We start from the raw sequence: 15,611 nt of genomic DNA, 5'->3' as shown, positions 1-15,611 counted from the left end.
TCATTGATGAAACACCTTTACCGATGAGGCACTTTACTGGTGTAGCTCTTTACTGATGAAGCTTTCTACTGATGAAGCTCTCTACTGGTGTAGGAATTCGGCGCGAGTAGCGGGATTGGATTTAAAAATGCCTCCCAGCGCCGTGGTGGTGGTTGAGCTGGTGGAATCCATAATGCCCCGTGATTTTACGCAGTAATGCACCGCATCCATTTTAACCGCCACATCTTGTGTATCGAGTAAGGTTTGCAGTGCTACCAGCACTTGCTGGGTCAGCCTTTCTTGTACTTGAGGGCGCTGAGCAAAAAAGCGTACGATACGGTTGATTTTCGACAGGCCAATGATGTTCTTACGGGGCAAATAGGCCACAGTGGCGAGACCATCGATGGTGACCAAGTGATGCTCACAAGTACTGGTCATGCTGATGTCTTTCACTTTCACCATTTCATCGAAACCCATCTTGTTTTCAATGACGGTGATTTTCGGAAAGTTCGCATAGTCTAAACCAGAGAAAATCTCATCGACGTACATTTTAGCGATGCGTCTTGGTGTATCGCATAAGCTGTCGTCGCTTAAATCTAATGACATTAACGTGAGAATACCGTGCATATGGGCTTCAATTTGTTGTTTGCGTTCTTCCTTTGACAGCTCGCAAGGTAACATAGGCGTTTCTAAGCCTCGCTCAATGAGTGCGGTTTGTACTTGGCGAGCGGATGCACTTAATGTTTGATCTGTTAATGTCATTGTGTCCTCCACTAGAGCTAACTAGCGGTATTGAGTAACGATATTTTGGTAACGATTACAGTTTGACTGCGTGCTTTACTGCTCGCAGGTTAACGTTAAAATGATTATTTGTTTTATTGCGTGACCTTAACACTGGAGTCAATTCATAAAATCGCGCAATAACAAAGCAGCAGGATACCTTTATTTTAAGCATATTTATACTCAAATTTATCCATTTTCGAGAGGAAAGAGAGGATGCTATGGGCGTCACTCTCATGTGCTTGGGTATATAACGTCTTAAAGCTTCAGATTTTCTTTCAAGAAGCTGAGCATTTTTTGATAGGCTTGGGCTGTATGCTCATCTTTATAAAACCCATGGCCTTCGTTATCTAGCACTAATGTGTCATAGGGATAGGCTTGCTGTTTTAAGGCCGATGTTAATGCTTCAAAATGTTCAATGGGGGCACGATCATCATTGCCACCATGAATGAGTAACAGCTTGGCTTTAAGTTTATCCACATGGTGAGTGGGTGACATGGCGTTGAGTTGAGCGACATTTTTACCCAGTACTGTGCTTAGGTAAGCTTGTCCTGTTTTTCTTCGAGAGACGTCACCTTCTTTAAACATAAGTTCCAGATCGTATACCCCAAACATGCCGATGGCGCATTGAAATAAATCCGGTTCGATGATTGAGCTTTGCAGTGCACTGTAGCCACCAAAGCTGCCGCCAACAATACAAATACGGTTTTTGTCGACGATGCCCTGTGTGATTAAATCTTTGGTGCCATCGATAATGTCATATTGAATGTCAGTGCCCCATTTTTGATGACCTAAGGCTTCAAAAGCGGCGCCGTAGCCACCAGAACCACGAAAGTTCACTTGCAATACCGCGATGCCTTGTTGAGCGAAGAGCTGATTTTGTGGGTCAAACTGCCACCCATCTCTGACACCGTAAGGGCCGCCATGAGGATTAACCACTAGGGGTAAATTTTTAGCATCCACGCCGAAAGGTAAGGTCAAGAAACCATGAATGGTTTTACCATCTCGGGCGGTGAAGCTAACGGGTTTAACGTCAGCCATTTGCTCAGGATCGAGCCAAGATTTTTTTGAGAATAAGTATTCCAGTTTGACGGTTTCGGTATCAAACAAATAATAATCGCCGGGATTTCGGTCGTTGAACGCGTCAATGATTAATTTTTTGTTATCAGTTGTTTGACTGACAAGGCGAATTTGATGGCCCGGTAAAGCAGCGAGAAGTTGCTTAGTGTATTGGGCATAAATATCTTTATTGTTAACAAATTCATATTCAGGGTAACCATTTTCATATTCTACGGCGTACAGTTTTTTATTGGTATTATTGATCCAAACGTGATGGGGATCGACCGTGCTATCTTGACTTATTTTTTGTTTATCACCGGTTTTAACATTGAGCTGATAAACGCCGCGAGTTTGGCCAGCTTCACGCCCCAAGACATAGACTTGATTGTCATCCTCTCCAAAGGCAATAGGTGTTAAGTCATCCAAGCCAAAGTGAAACTTATCTGTGTTTATCCATTGGCTATCTTGTCGGTAGAATAGGTGATAATGAATGTGATCATTGGTGCCACTGATAAAGCGCAGTTGACCTTCGTTGTCGGTTAAGAAGTGTGAATTAGCGATAGGAGCGCGTGCAATTTTTTTACGTAACCCTTTATAAATATCGACGCGATAAACGATTTTGTTCGTTTCAGGATTTAATGTTCTTCCTTTAGAACCAGACCAAGGAATGGCTGAAACGAGCATGTAGCGATTATCATTAGGCAGTGCATCGAGAATGAATGCTGTGGCGCGGATCGGGGTTTGTTTCTTAATGTTTGAACCTGTTTGCATTTCGTTACTTTGGTAACCAAATAGGTAGGCGGGTTTTGAGCCGTTGGCATTCACCGCATAGAGTTCGCCGTGATACTCCGGCACATCACTCCAGCCTTTGAGGTATTCTTTTTGTAATACTATACGTTCATGATTGGCCCAGGCATAATCGCCCACTTGGGCATTATCCGGAAAATGGACTGCATGCAGGAGTTTTTTTGTTTTTGTGTCAAGTGTGATGAGTAATTTTTTAGCTTCAAACACTTTAATGGCACTGATGTAGTCGCCATTGGGGGAGATTTTAACTTGGCTAAATTCACTGGAAAGGCTGAAAAGTGTACTGAGTTCAAGTGTGTTCTTCTTCACTTCCGTTTCTGCGCATACTTGAGTACACAAGCACAACGCAATAAAAAACAATGCGCGAAATAAATTCATTTAACTTCCTTGTAGTAATGTATGTGTTTTTTAAAATGTGCCTAGTGAATAGGTTTTATCATTTCCCTAGATCTTAGCAATAAGGCGATATTCGTTAACTTTGTAGCAATTGCTGCTGAATAAAGTGCCATTGCTCGGTAAAGTTATGCGTGGGTTTTATTTTAAACTCACTGCGGACAAATTGGGCAATACGACCTTCGGCTATTGCGAGGAGTAAATTGGCTAACATGGATTCATCTAACGTAAATCCTGCGGCTTCTCTTAAGGACTTTTCCCGTAAAATTTGCTTTAAATGGGTTTCAATTTTGGCAAAAAGTTGGCTTATGCGGCTTCGAAGGCGCTCATTTTCACCTAATAGTGCATCGCCATTGAGGACTCTGGAGATCCCTGGATTACGCTCAGCAAAGACGAGTAATAATTGTAATAACTGCTGGCAGCGCTTCATGGTGTCTTTTTCTTCTTCCATGATGAGGTTTATACGTGACAGTAATGATGTTTCAATAAACTCGATTAATCCTTCAAACATACGCGCTTTACTGGGAAAGTGTCTGTATAAAGCGGCTTCAGAAACGCCCACTTCGGCGGCTAATTTTGCGGTGGTAATACGTTGGCCTGGACTGGTTTCTAACATGGTCGCGAGTGACTGTAATATGTGTTCGCGACGATTGATTTTTGGGCTGGCAGCCATGTCAATATCCTTTACTCGATTACAACTGAGCACGCATAGAGCGGATATAGTGGGTGTTATATCGCTAATGTATTAAGGCCTGCTCTTTGAGCAGAGCCTCATCGCAGCTCTTTCAATAATGCTTAAAAATAGGGTGAATGTTTAAATAACGCTATGTTGATCCATTGCGCCTTCTTTGGGCGATAAGCGATAATAATTGTTTAGCGAGCGTGTACTTGTCTGTGGCGGGAAGCATGTGCTGGCCCTCATGCCAAAGTACACAAAGAGCATTATTATCGGCATTAAATCCCAGTTCGGCTTGGGAGACATCATTGGCTGCAATCATGTCGAGGTTTTTGCGAATAAGCTTCTCTTTGGCATAGTGGATAACATCTTGTGTTTCTGCTGCGAATCCGACAGTAAAAGGCTTATTTTTTAATTGACTCACGCTGGCGAGAATATCGGGGTTTTTTATTAACTTCAACGTCATGGTGTCGGCATCAGTGGTTTTTTTAATTTTATTATCAGCTACTTCGGTGACGCGATAATCGGCGACAGCAGCGCAGCCAATAAAGATATCTTGTTCATTAATCTGTTCCATAACCGCGGCTTGCATTTGCGCTGCGCTATCCACATCAATACGTGTAATACCTTGAGGGGTGTTAAGATTGACGGGACCGGAGACTAAAGTGACGTTGGCACCGAGATCGTAAGCGGCTTTAGCAAGGGCAAACCCCATTTTTCCTGAGCTGTGGTTGGAAATATACCTAACAGGATCAATGGCTTCTCTTGTAGGGCCTGCGGTGAGCAAGATATTGATCTTTTCCAGTAATTTTGGGGAAAAAAAGTCATTAGCCCGCTGGGTAATCTCATCGGCTTCGAGCAGACGACCTGGACCTGTTTCCCCACAGGCTTGACTGCCAATGCCGGGACCCCAGACGGTAATCCCTTTGTCTTGTAATTGCTGTAAGTTATCTTGTGTGGCTTGATTTTGGTACATCTGCTGGTTCATGGCGGGACAGACAACCACGGGTGCGTCGGTGGCTAAGCAGCTTGTCGTGATCAGCTCATCAGCCATGCCAGCATTAACACGCGCGAGTAAATTGGCCGTAGCGGGCGCGATTATGACTAAATCAGCCCAACGAGCAAGTTCTATGTGCCCCATAGCGGCTTCAGCTGCTGGATCGAGTAAATCGGTTGCGACAGGGTGGCCTGATAGGGCTTGCAACGTGAGCGGCGTAATAAAGGCTTGAGCACCTTGGCTCATCACCACCCTTACATTGGCTCCACAATCTTTTAATCGGCGCACTAACTCTGCGGATTTATAAGCGGCAATTCCTCCGCCAATGCCTAAAAGGATATTTTTATTTGTCAGACTCATGATCCATTGCCAAGCGTTCACTGAATTTCTTAACCCCATAAGATACCATAAAAAGTGTATGGAGAGGATCTTCGATTTGATTTTGACATCTTGTGAGTATTTACAGCCATACTCTAAAGAAGCACGATGGGTTGCAGATGAGGTGGCAAATGGGGATTTCTGATTGGCCTGTGGGAGAAGGGCCTAGGGATAAGTTGCTGTTAAAAGGCGTTGATAGTTTATCTGATGCCGAATTATTAGCAGTATTACTCAGAGTTGGGTTAAAAGGGCAAAGTGCGGTGACATTGGCTCGTGATGCAATTATCCATTTTGGTAGTTTGAGAGCTTTATTGGCGGCTTCACAGCAACAAGTGTGTGAATTGAAAGGAATGGGGCCAGTAAAATATGCTCAATTACAGGCTGCGATGGAATTAAGTCGTCGAATTTCTAAAGAAAACCTGAAAAGAGGGAAAATTTTATCAAATCCTGATTTAACTCGAGACTATTTAATGAGACAATTAGCAGATCGTGCCTATGAAGTCTTTGGCGTTTTATTGCTAGATAGTCAGCACAGAGTCATTCAGTTTGTTGAATTATTCCGTGGCACCATAGATTCTGCCTCTGTCTATCCACGAGAAGTGGTTAGCCTAGTGCTTGAAAAGAAAGCCGCTGCTGTGATTGTGTGCCACAACCATCCTTCTGGGATTGCTGAGCCCAGTCAAGCAGATAGGCGAATAACTGAGCGATTAAAACACGCCCTATTAACTATCGATGTTTCTTTATTAGATCATATAGTTATTGGTGATAACTACTGTGTTTCTTTCGCTGAACGGGGATGGATAGATTGATCTATTCCTTGATCTTTGATTTAAGATCCTGTATAAAATGCGCCCTCTTTGTGTGCCTCGGGCGACGGCCTTACGGGGTACATTAATGCTTGAGCGTTAAAACTGTTTTTGGAGAAGATTGACATGTCAAGAGTATGCCAAGTAACTGGCAAGCGACCTATGGTTGGTAACAACCGTTCGCACGCGAAAAACGCGACTCGTCGTCGTTTTTTACCTAACCTACAGAACCACCGTTTCTGGTTAGAAGATGAAAAGCGCTTCGTACAGCTACGTGTATCGACTAAAGGTATTCGTATCATTGATAAAAAAGGTATCGAAACTGTTGTTGCAGAACTTCGTGCCCGCGGCGAAAAGGTGTAATAAACGATGGCTAAATCAAAAGGTAATCGTGAGAAGATCAAGTTAGTGTCTAGCGCTAAAACAGGTCATTTCTACACGACTGAAAAGAACAAGCGTAACATGCCTGAGAAAATGGAAATCAAAAAATTTGATCCAGTTATTCGTCAGCACGTTATGTATAAAGAAGCTAAAATCAAATAATTATTTGAGTTAACTTCTAAAAAAGCCCCCTTTAAAAGGGGCTTTTTTTTGCCTAAAATTTCATTACCCTCTGATTATTCATCTTTTCTATTCTTTGTCTCAATTATTTAACAGCATGTTGTGTTTACTCTTAATTTGGCTAAAGTGAGAATAAATGCTTTTTTAATGAATTAAAATGCAATATCATGTATTGAACAGCGTATAAACGACAGTGTTTGTCTTATACTTAAGCATCACGCCGTTGTGGCATGGTCAGTCGATATTGACTTTGTTTTACTGGCTGATAGGAACGATGTGTGCTCAAAAAGATGATAAGGAAAGGTAATGGTCTACTGTAAGGTGAGATATTAGCGTGCGTACCACTGAATTAGTGAATGGGTTTCGTCAATCAGCTTCTTATGTGAATGCGCATAGGGGGAAAACGTTTGTGGTGATGTTGGGAGGGGAGGCGTTAGCACAAAATCAATTCCACTCAATCATCAATGATATCGCCCTACTGCATAGTTTGGGAATTAAAATTGTACTGGTACACGGTGCCAGGCCTCAAATTGATGAGGCGTTATCCACACAGAGCATTAAGCCTTTATACCATAGAGGTGTGAGGATCACTGATGAGGCATCGTTAAAAGTGATTAAGCAAGTGGTAGGGGGGTTGCAATTAGATATTACTGCTCGCTTGTCCATGAGTTTAAGCAATACTCCTTTACAAGGTGCACAAATCAATGTGGTGAGTGGTAACTTTGTAATTGCACAGCCCTTAGGGATCGATGACGGTATCGACTTTTGTTTGAGTGGTAAAGTGAGACGAATCGATACTCAAGGGTTAGCGCGTCAGCTCGAACATCACGGTATTGTACTATTGGGACCAGTAGCTGCGTCTGTGACGGGAGAAAGCTTTAATTTAACCGCTGAAGAAGTCGCGACGCAAATTGCTGTGAAATTAAAAGCGGATAAAATGATAGGTTTTAGTGGCGAAAAAGGCATTCTTAATTCACAAGGTAAGGTGCTTGCTGAGTTGATGCCTACAGATGTGCATGGGCTCTTAATGAATGCAGAGGATGACAATGCAATTGGCATTGGTACCAGAAAGTTCCTTCAAGCCAGTATCGATGCGTGCCGCAATGGTGTGGCTCGATGTCATTTTATTAGTTATCTCGATAATGGTGCTCTGCTGCAAGAGATGTTTTCTCGTGATGGCGTCGGTACGCAAATTGTCACGGAAAGTGCAGAACGTTTACGTCGAGCCTCTATTCGTGATATTGGCGGAGTTTTAGATCTCATTCGCCCCCTTGAGGAGCAAGGTATTCTAGTGAGACGCTCCCGTGAACAGCTGGAAATGGAAATCGAACAGTTCATGCTTATCGAACGAGATAGCTTAGTGATAGGCTGCGCTGCTTTCTATCCTTTTGAAGAAGATAATGCTGGCGAGTTTGCCTGTCTAGTGGTCCATCCCGAATACCGAGATGCCGATAGAGGTAGCTTGTTGCTCAATAACATTATCGGTCAGGCGAGAGTGAGAGGCTATTCGCGACTTTTTGCGCTGACAACCCGCAGTATTCACTGGTTTTTAGAACATGGCTTTAAGATAGTAGAAGTGAATGAATTACCAGAAAAAAAGAAGCAGTTATATAACTATCAGCGTAAGTCTAAAATTTTATTGCTAGAACTATAAGCCTTTATTTTCAATTAACATTAAGGCCGCGTATTGCGGCCTTTTTTAATGGGTTATTGTGACTTTTTACGCTTATAAAAAATATCGATGGTGAATAGGATTAACCCTGCCCAAATAAAGCCAAATGTTGTGGCTTCTTCACTATCAAAGGGCTCATTAAATAAACTAATGGCCATAATAAACATGATACTGGGACCAATATATTGAAAAAAGCCAAGTAAGGATAAGGGGATCCTTACAGCAGAGGCGGCAAAGCATAACAAAGGAACGGTTGTGACAATGCCTGCACTCATGAGGAGAAATTGTCGAGAGAGGTTACTGTCGATGAAATGGGTCAGTGAGCCATCAATATTTTGCATTAAATACAAGAGTGCCACAGGAGCCAAAATAGCGGTTTCAACCAACAATCCTGTCTGTGCATCGACATTCACTTTCTTGCGAAGTAAACCGTAAAAAGCAAAGGTAAGGGCTAAGACTAATGAAATTGTTGGAATGGAGCCGAACGAGATGAGTTGCAACAAAACGCCTGTAGCCGCGAATAATAAGGCTAACCATTGCAATTTCCGTAATCGTTCTCCAAGAAATAACATGCCTAATAACACATTGACCAGTGGATTAATAAAATAGCCTAGACTGGCATCGAGCATGTGATCATTATTGACAGCCCAAATGAAAATGAGCCAATTAGCGGCAATTAACAGTGACGTGATACATAGCACACCCAGTTGTTTTGGCCTTTTTAATAAGGCTCTTAGGCGAGCGGTATTGCTAGAGAGCACTACAAGCAAAGTGACAAAAATAAAGGACCACAAGATACGATGAAGTAAAATCTCGGTGGCAGGCACATCACTGAGTAATTTAAAATACAGAGGCGCAATTCCCCACAGCGTATAGGCCACAATGGCATAGCAAATGCCTTTGTGATATTCAGTATCGTGCATAATATTTAACCAGAATAATAACAGAGGCGCAGATTGTATGCCTCTATTGCCGTTAACTCAATCAATTACTGAGTTTATTCTATGTGTTTTATCTGTTGAGCAAGCAATTAACCTACCATGTAAGTTCCTGTACCAAAGGCAATATGATCCCCTTGTTCATTGTGTAATTCCATGCGGCAAACAGAAACACGATTACCAGCCCGTATCACGCTGCCTGTTCCCGTAAAGGTTTCTCCTCGACCGGGACGCAAATAATCAATGCGTAAATCGATAGTGCTAAGGGTTTTTACACGACTTTTAAGTTCATCAATGCTCCAATCGTCACGGCTGTCGACGAGTCCCGCAAACGCAGTAAAGCCGCCGACTACATCCAAAACCGATGCTGTGACGCCCCCATGAAGAATATTTTGATGGATATTACCGACAAGGTCTGTACGCATATTAACGGTCATTTCGAGGCCATTTAAGTCATATTTTTTGACTCGCATTCCTAATAAGTTGTGAAAAGGAATATGTGTATCGACCACTTCAGCCAATTGACGTAAGGTTTCCATTTTAATGTCTGAGTGCATAGTTATCCTTAGGAGCATATCGAGTTTATTTAAAATGACTAAATTAGAGTAAAAAGTCTACATTTTTAATCTCCCGTAAAGCAAACTTAAGAGAATGAGGAGAATTTTTCGCGTTAATTTTTAAGTCAGGCAGAGACAAGAGAAGGCTGCTCGATTAGAATGAGCAGTTCATTTTTTGACGTTGGCAGAACATGGAACAAGCACTTCTCGAGACTCCCCCAGATGAATTTTTATCCTGTCTTCAATCCGTTTTTGGCTATCGTGCCTTTCGGACCGGACAACGTGATGTAGTAGAGCAGATCTGTCGTGGACAAGATTGCTTAGTGATCATGCCAACTGGCGGCGGAAAAAGTTTGTGCTATCAGTTACCCGCATTATTGTTACCTGGACTGACGTTAGTGGTGTCGCCTTTAATTTCATTAATGAAAGATCAGGTGGATAGTCTCACCCAAATGGGCGTGGCTGCCGCTTATTTGAACTCGTCTTTGCCTTGGGAAGAAAGCACTAAAGTGCTGCAACAGATGCACAGTGGAGAATTGAAGTTACTCTATGTGTCGCCTGAGAGGTTATTGCAAGGGGGATTTATTGAACGGTTAAAGTCATTGACCGTTTCACTTTTTGCGATAGATGAGGCCCATTGCATTTCTCAATGGGGACATGATTTTAGGCCTGAATATGCAGCTTTGGGTCAATTACGTGAACATTTTAGCCATGTGCCTATTATGGCGTTAACGGCGACTGCAGATCAGGCGACACGTCATGATATTTGCCAGCGATTAACCATTGAACCCTATAAACTGTTAACCAGTTTTGACAGACCTAATATTCGTTATACCGTGGCAGAAAAGCTCAGTGCGGCAAATCAGTTGCGGCAATTTGTTGAGCAACAAAAAGGGAACAGCGGCATTGTGTATTGTGGTAGCCGACGTCGCGTCGACGAAGTGGCGGAGCGATTAACCTTGCAAGGATTTAAGGCTGAGGCTTACCACGCGGGTAAAACCCAAGAAGAAAGAGCAGCAGTTCAAGATAAATTTTTAAAAGATCAGCTGGATATTGTGGTGGCCACCGTGGCATTTGGCATGGGGATTAATAAGTCCAATGTGCGTTATGTGGTGCATTATGATATTCCGAAAAGTGTTGAAGCTTATTATCAGGAGACAGGGCGTGCAGGCAGGGATGGGCTTGATTCTGAAGCCTTGCTCTTGTTTGATCCCAATGATATTGGGCGCGTTAGGCATTTAATTGAGCAATCAGAACCGGGCCCTCAGCAACAAGTGGAATTTCATAAGCTCAATACTATGGCGGCGTTTGCTGAAGCGCAGACCTGTCGAAGACAGGTATTACTGCATTATTTTGATGAGAGCGCCCTTAAACCTTGTGGTAACTGCGATATTTGTCTCGATCCGCCTAAGCGTTATAACGGTATTGAAGATGCCCAAAAAGTGCTGTCTTGTATTTATCGATTGAAGCAAGGTTTTGGGGTGAATCACCTTATTGATGTGTTACGGGGTTCAAAAGCGGCCAATGTGCTTGAGAGAGGGCATAATAAATTATCGACCTGGGGAGTCGGTAAAGACAAAAGCCATGAGTATTGGTTGAGTGTGACCAGACAACTTATTCATTTGGGCTTAGCCAGTCAAGATATTACTCGTGGGTCATCTGTCACGTTAAACCCATCGGCAAGAGCGGTATTGAAAGGCGAAGTGTCATTAGAGCTGGCTGAACCCAGAAGAGTATTGCCCAGTATTAAGCGGCGAAGTACGAGTAGTAAAACTCGTTTTGATTACGATCGGAAATTATTTGCCAAATTAAAATTGTTACGCCGAACGCTGGCGGAAGAACTCGATGTCCCTCCGTATTTAGTTTTTAATGATGCCACGTTAGCCGAAATGGCGGCTATTTTACCAACCAGTCCTGGGGAGTTACTGGCGGTGAATGGTGTTGGGGAGCGTAAGCTTGAGCGCTTTGGTGGGGAGTTTTTAGACGAAATCACCCAATATTTGACGCACTCTTAGTCACTTATCGCAGCATTAATTGGATTTTATTTTACTGAGTAGATTAATGCTTGCGCGTTTTATCATTGACTCTAAGTCATCAAATTGCTGCATAGTACTGAGGCCGATGCTGACCTTGTAAGGGCTTTGCCAAGGCGTGAGGATAAGCGTGAGCTGCTGGATCACATTGTTCGCTCCATTTTCTGAAGTATGGGGTAACAAAATGAGTACCTGATGATTGGTTTGAAGCACTTCATCTTGCTCTCTTAGAGTACTCTTTAATGTTGTGACGAGATGGGAAGCTTGGTGTTGGTGGATATGACTAGCATTAAACAACAATACAGATAAAGGGGTATTATCTTGTTTACTTGTCATAAATATTTGCTCCATTACAGATAACTCAGTTTGAGAGTCATCTAAAGAGCGAGAGGCTTGAACGGTATACTGCACTTTTGACAAATATCTAAATAACATGATCATCAGTAATACCAATAAAATGAGGGCTGCGAGAATATAACCTGCTTGAGGCAATATGAAGTGAGCCCCCAAGTATTTTGTAGGTTGTGGTCCTTTATTCGCGTTGATCACCTCTTGGCGGCTAGCGTCGACTTTAAGTTGTAATAACCAAATGCGCTTAATATAGTCATTTTCATTTTTTTGGGTTTCAAAGCGCCGCTCTTGGTAATGGAATGCCTGTTGATAATGTCCATTTTCAGCATAATATTGACTGAGTACTCGGTAAGCTTGTTCTAGATCTTGATAAAATTGATGTTGCAAACCCATATTAATGGCCTCCAGCATTAATTTGACGCCTTCACTTTTGATCCCACGTGTGAGTTTGACCTGGGCTAATAAACACTTTGCTCGCATATTTTCAATGACTTTTTGCTGATGGCTAAAGGTTCTTATGCTTAAATTGAGTAGCTGAGTTGCACTGTCAAAACGACGAGTATGAAAATCGATATAAGCAATTTTACTATAGGCATAAGCCAGTTCGAGTTCACTACCGAGTTCTGGTAATAATAGTCTTGCTTGTTTTAATGCATTTTTACGTTTTTCGGTTTGCTTATTTTCCAATGCGATTTTGGCCATGTCTAGAGCGAGATTAAGTGCAATTTTTCCAGTTACATTTGGGCTATTGAATGCATATTGCATGAACATTTCAGCTTTTTCCGTATTGCCAGTTTTTTGCTGTAGCTTGCCCATGCTGGCGTACAGATATGCTTTCGGTGGCCAACTCCATGGGCTTTGCTGCCGATCAACTTCAGAATAAAGATCCAGTGCGAGGGTTAAATCATCCTTTGCTGGGTCGTAATTTTCAATGCGAGTATCGAGTTGACTCCTTAGCCAAAGACCAGAAATAAGGGCTTGGGGGTGCTCACTTTGTTGGGCTAAAGTGATGGCTGAATAGAGTAAAGGCAAGGCTTGCTGAATATTATTGAGGTTGGCGTAGGCTTCAGCCATACATAGCATAAAATAAGGTTTAGCTTGCTCATTTTTATGGGTTTTAATTTTTGCTTGGCTGCGCTTAGCTAAATTCAATGCGGCTTCATTTTCGCCTATTTGTAAGTAAGCATTGCATTTCAGTAAATTAATTCGAAGTTGGACCTTCTCTGAAAGGCTATTGGCACTGACTTTCTTTTCTAAATGTTTGATTGTTGCTAAGACTTGATTTGGGTATTGGTATAGTAAGGTATTAAAGCGATTGAGCGGTTCCTCAGGCTTATTTTTCAAGAAAGTGTTGATGGTTTTTATGATCTGTTTTGGTTGAGGAGATAACACGCCGCGGTTTGGCTCACTTCGCTCTTCACAACTTAATTCAATGGGAGTAAGCCAAAATATGAGACTAAATAAAATACAACGAAAGTCCATTTTTAACACGCCTACTCTTATTTGAATAAATACAATCCTATTTGGAGCAAATTATAACGCTTTTTATATAAAAAACGCATAAAAAATCAAGTAATTCAAAATGAAGTATTTTAAAGCAATTAGGTTTAAACTAAATGAGGTTAAAATGTAAACAATGTTAATGGTTGTGACGTTTTACTTTAATGTTATTTTACGGCGATTTTTATTCTGGTATGACCTGATAGTCATGAAAAAAAATGCAGTTGACACTAGCCTGCTAACGGGTTAAAAAATAGCTATGGCGATAAATTTGACCCATAATAGAATACTGAATTGAGTATATAGTTATCTAGGATTTTTGAATAAATAATGATGAACCCATTTTATGCGCTTCTTAACCTCCTCCTCATTCTCGCAGATATTGCGCGGAGGCGTTAGTGTTGCATAAATGCTAGGTAGCATAGAACAACATTCACAAACCCCGCGCTTACAGTCGCGGGGTTTTTGCTATTTAAATGTGCTCAATTGATTGAGTGGCCGATAAATCGAATGAAATTTTCGATGGAGAAATGAAGATGTCTAACCGAGTGATGATATTTGACACCACACTACGTGATGGTGAACAAGCTTTAGCGGCAAGTTTAACAGTAAAAGAGAAGCTGCAAATCGCGTTAGCACTCGAACGACTTGGTGTTGATGTGATGGAGGTGGGATTTCCTGTGTCGTCACCGGGGGATTTCCAGTCGGTTCAAACGATCGCTAATACAGTGAAAAACAGTCGAGTGTGTGCCTTGTCTCGAGCGTTAGAAAAAGATATCGATGCGGCAGCTCAGGCATTATCGGTTGCTGAACAATTTAGAATTCATACCTTTATTTCAACCTCTACCATCCATGTTGAAAGCAAACTAAAGCGCTCTTTCGATCAAGTATTGGATATGGCTGTGGGGGCGGTGAAATATGCTCGCCGTTTTACTGATGATGTTGAGTTTTCATGTGAAGATGCTGGCCGCACACCCATAGACGATTTATGCCGTATGGTAGAGCAAGCAATCAAAGCCGGAGCGCGAACCATTAATATCCCTGATACAGTGGGTTATACCTTACCGAGCGAATTTGGCAGCATTATTCAAACATTATTCAATCGCGTCCCTAATATTGATCAAGCTGTTATTTCTGTTCATTGCCACGATGATTTAGGTTTATCTGTTGCCAATTCGATTACTGCTGTGCAGCACGGAGCGCGTCAAATTGAATGTACCGTTAACGGTATTGGCGAGCGGGCAGGTAACTGCTCTTTAGAAGAAATTGCGATGATTTTGGAAACTCGCAAGAGTGAACTTGGTCTTGAAACGGGTATTAATGCAAAAGAAATACACCGTACTTCGGCATTAGTCAGTAATTTATGTAACATGCCAGTGCAAGCCAATAAAGCGATTGTTGGATCGAATGCCTTTACTCATTCATCGGGTATACATCAAGACGGTATGCTGAAATCACAAAATACCTATGAAATTATGACGCCTGAAAGTATTGGTTTAAATCGCAATAATTTGAACATGACGTCTCGATCGGGTAGGCATGTCATTAAACATCGCATGATGGAAATGGGCTATAGCGATCAAGATTATGATATGGATGTTCTTTATGATGCCTTCCTAGATTTAGCGGATAAAAAAGGTCAAGTTTTTGATTATGATCTTGAGGCACTTGTTTTTATAGAGGCGCAAGCTGAACAAGATGATCATTTTACTTTGCAGGCATTGGCGGTGCAGTCTGATTCTGTTGCTGGCAAGGCAAGTGCAACGGTGACATTGGGGGTTGATGGTCAGACAAGCACAAAAACGGCAACGGGCAATGGCCCTGTGGATGCTGCTTATCAAGCCATATCTCAAGCGAGTGATTGCAAAATAGATATTACCAGTTATCAGTTAAGCGCTAAAGGTGAGGGGCAAAATGCTTTAGGTCAAGTCGATATCACTGCCAGTTACAATGATCAACGCTTTCATGGTGTTGGTTTAGCGACAGACGTGGTTGAGGCATCGGTGCAAGCGCTTATTCATGTGATGAATTTGGCACGTCGTGCCGATAAGGTTGCCGACCATAAACAGAAAAGAAAACAAAATCGTGATTTTACCACAGTATAAATAAAACATATCGTTAATA

At 42.1% G+C, this 15,611-nt stretch carries 13 protein-coding genes; 6 read left to right on the top strand and 7 right to left on the bottom strand.

Annotated elements, in window-relative coordinates:
* Positions 1–81 precede the first annotated feature (81 nt).
* The 4 genes from folE to coaBC all read right to left on the bottom strand — a co-directional run bounded on the left by folE (position 82) and on the right by coaBC (position 5,051).
* Positions 82–741, bottom strand: coding sequence for a GTP cyclohydrolase I FolE (folE, locus tag Q0779_RS07650; protein WP_298771258.1), 660 nt, complete (start codon positions 739–741; stop codon positions 82–84).
* A gap of 276 nt (positions 742–1,017) precedes the next feature.
* Positions 1,018–3,003 carry a S9 family peptidase gene (locus Q0779_RS07645; RefSeq protein ID WP_298771256.1) on the bottom strand — a complete coding sequence of 662 codons (1,986 nt, stop codon included), beginning with the start codon at positions 3,001–3,003 and terminating at the stop codon, positions 1,018–1,020.
* Positions 3,004–3,097: 94 nt separating this feature from the next.
* On the bottom strand, positions 3,098–3,691 hold the full coding sequence (gene slmA / locus Q0779_RS07640; RefSeq protein WP_298771255.1) for a nucleoid occlusion factor SlmA: 594 nt from the start codon (positions 3,689–3,691) through the stop codon (positions 3,098–3,100).
* Between the two features lie 151 nt (positions 3,692–3,842).
* Positions 3,843–5,051, bottom strand: coding sequence for a bifunctional phosphopantothenoylcysteine decarboxylase/phosphopantothenate--cysteine ligase CoaBC (gene coaBC / locus Q0779_RS07635; protein WP_298771447.1), 1,209 nt, complete (start codon positions 5,049–5,051; stop codon positions 3,843–3,845).
* Positions 5,052–5,200: 149 nt separating this feature from the next.
* On the opposite strand from coaBC, the gene radC reads away from it, so the two are divergent.
* From radC to argA, 4 genes are all read left to right on the top strand, one after another.
* Positions 5,201–5,878: a DNA repair protein RadC gene (gene radC / locus Q0779_RS07630; protein ID WP_298771445.1), complete on the top strand. Its 678-nt coding sequence runs from the start codon at positions 5,201–5,203 to the stop codon at positions 5,876–5,878.
* 123 nt (positions 5,879–6,001) lie between these two features.
* The gene (gene rpmB, locus Q0779_RS07625) at positions 6,002–6,238 is read left to right on the top strand and encodes a 50S ribosomal protein L28 (protein ID WP_298771253.1); all 237 of its coding nucleotides are present in this window, start codon (positions 6,002–6,004) and stop codon (positions 6,236–6,238) included.
* Between the two features lie 6 nt (positions 6,239–6,244).
* Complete coding sequence (rpmG, locus tag Q0779_RS07620; RefSeq protein WP_011494790.1) at positions 6,245–6,418, top strand: 50S ribosomal protein L33; 174 nt, start codon at positions 6,245–6,247, stop codon at positions 6,416–6,418.
* A gap of 352 nt (positions 6,419–6,770) precedes the next feature.
* Positions 6,771–8,090 (top strand): amino-acid N-acetyltransferase, encoded by a 1,320-nt coding sequence (gene argA / locus Q0779_RS07615; RefSeq protein WP_298771216.1) that lies wholly within the window; start codon positions 6,771–6,773, stop codon positions 8,088–8,090.
* A gap of 53 nt (positions 8,091–8,143) precedes the next feature.
* Here argA and rarD read toward each other — a convergent pair whose 3' ends face one another.
* Positions 8,144–9,031: an EamA family transporter RarD gene (gene rarD / locus Q0779_RS07610; RefSeq protein WP_298771215.1), complete on the bottom strand. Its 888-nt coding sequence runs from the start codon at positions 9,029–9,031 to the stop codon at positions 8,144–8,146.
* A gap of 107 nt (positions 9,032–9,138) precedes the next feature.
* Positions 9,139–9,603 (bottom strand): thioesterase family protein, encoded by a 465-nt coding sequence (locus tag Q0779_RS07605; protein ID WP_298771214.1) that lies wholly within the window; start codon positions 9,601–9,603, stop codon positions 9,139–9,141.
* 191 nt (positions 9,604–9,794) lie between these two features.
* On the opposite strand from Q0779_RS07605, the gene recQ reads away from it, so the two are divergent.
* Positions 9,795–11,618 (top strand): DNA helicase RecQ, encoded by a 1,824-nt coding sequence (gene recQ / locus Q0779_RS07600; RefSeq protein ID WP_298771211.1) that lies wholly within the window; start codon positions 9,795–9,797, stop codon positions 11,616–11,618.
* A gap of 15 nt (positions 11,619–11,633) precedes the next feature.
* Here recQ and Q0779_RS07595 read toward each other — a convergent pair whose 3' ends face one another.
* Complete coding sequence (locus tag Q0779_RS07595; protein WP_298771209.1) at positions 11,634–13,469, bottom strand: histidine kinase; 1,836 nt, start codon at positions 13,467–13,469, stop codon at positions 11,634–11,636.
* A 554-nt stretch (positions 13,470–14,023) separates the two neighbouring features.
* Between Q0779_RS07595 and leuA the strand changes: the two genes are divergently transcribed.
* Complete coding sequence (gene leuA, locus Q0779_RS07590) at positions 14,024–15,592, top strand: 2-isopropylmalate synthase (protein ID WP_298771207.1); 1,569 nt, start codon at positions 14,024–14,026, stop codon at positions 15,590–15,592.
* Positions 15,593–15,611 lie beyond the last annotated feature (19 nt).

This window comes from uncultured Shewanella sp., from assembly GCF_947491715.1.
In the GTDB taxonomy this organism is placed as follows: domain Bacteria; phylum Pseudomonadota; class Gammaproteobacteria; order Enterobacterales; family Shewanellaceae; genus Shewanella.
This window is presented reverse-complemented; position numbering and strand designations above follow the sequence as displayed.

What these genes read in the sequence shown, in the direction of transcription:
- Q0779_RS07595 (WP_298771209.1), bottom strand. Translation starts at nt 13,469, where the DNA reads ATGGACTTTCGTTGTATTTTATTTAGTCTCATATTTTGGCTTACTCCC.
- rpmB (WP_298771253.1), top strand. Translation starts at nt 6,002, where the DNA reads ATGTCAAGAGTATGCCAAGTAACTGGCAAGCGACCTATGGTTGGTAAC.
- radC (WP_298771445.1), top strand. Translation starts at nt 5,201, where the DNA reads ATGGGGATTTCTGATTGGCCTGTGGGAGAAGGGCCTAGGGATAAGTTG.
- recQ (WP_298771211.1), top strand. Translation starts at nt 9,795, where the DNA reads ATGGAACAAGCACTTCTCGAGACTCCCCCAGATGAATTTTTATCCTGT.
- rpmG (WP_011494790.1), top strand. Translation starts at nt 6,245, where the DNA reads ATGGCTAAATCAAAAGGTAATCGTGAGAAGATCAAGTTAGTGTCTAGC.
- slmA (WP_298771255.1), bottom strand. Translation starts at nt 3,691, where the DNA reads ATGGCTGCCAGCCCAAAAATCAATCGTCGCGAACACATATTACAGTCA.
- Q0779_RS07645 (WP_298771256.1), bottom strand. Translation starts at nt 3,003, where the DNA reads ATGAATTTATTTCGCGCATTGTTTTTTATTGCGTTGTGCTTGTGTACT.
- coaBC (WP_298771447.1), bottom strand. Translation starts at nt 5,051, where the DNA reads ATGAGTCTGACAAATAAAAATATCCTTTTAGGCATTGGCGGAGGAATT.
- leuA (WP_298771207.1), top strand. Translation starts at nt 14,024, where the DNA reads ATGTCTAACCGAGTGATGATATTTGACACCACACTACGTGATGGTGAA.
- folE (WP_298771258.1), bottom strand. Translation starts at nt 741, where the DNA reads ATGACATTAACAGATCAAACATTAAGTGCATCCGCTCGCCAAGTACAA.
- Q0779_RS07605 (WP_298771214.1), bottom strand. Translation starts at nt 9,603, where the DNA reads ATGCACTCAGACATTAAAATGGAAACCTTACGTCAATTGGCTGAAGTG.
- rarD (WP_298771215.1), bottom strand. Translation starts at nt 9,031, where the DNA reads ATGCACGATACTGAATATCACAAAGGCATTTGCTATGCCATTGTGGCC.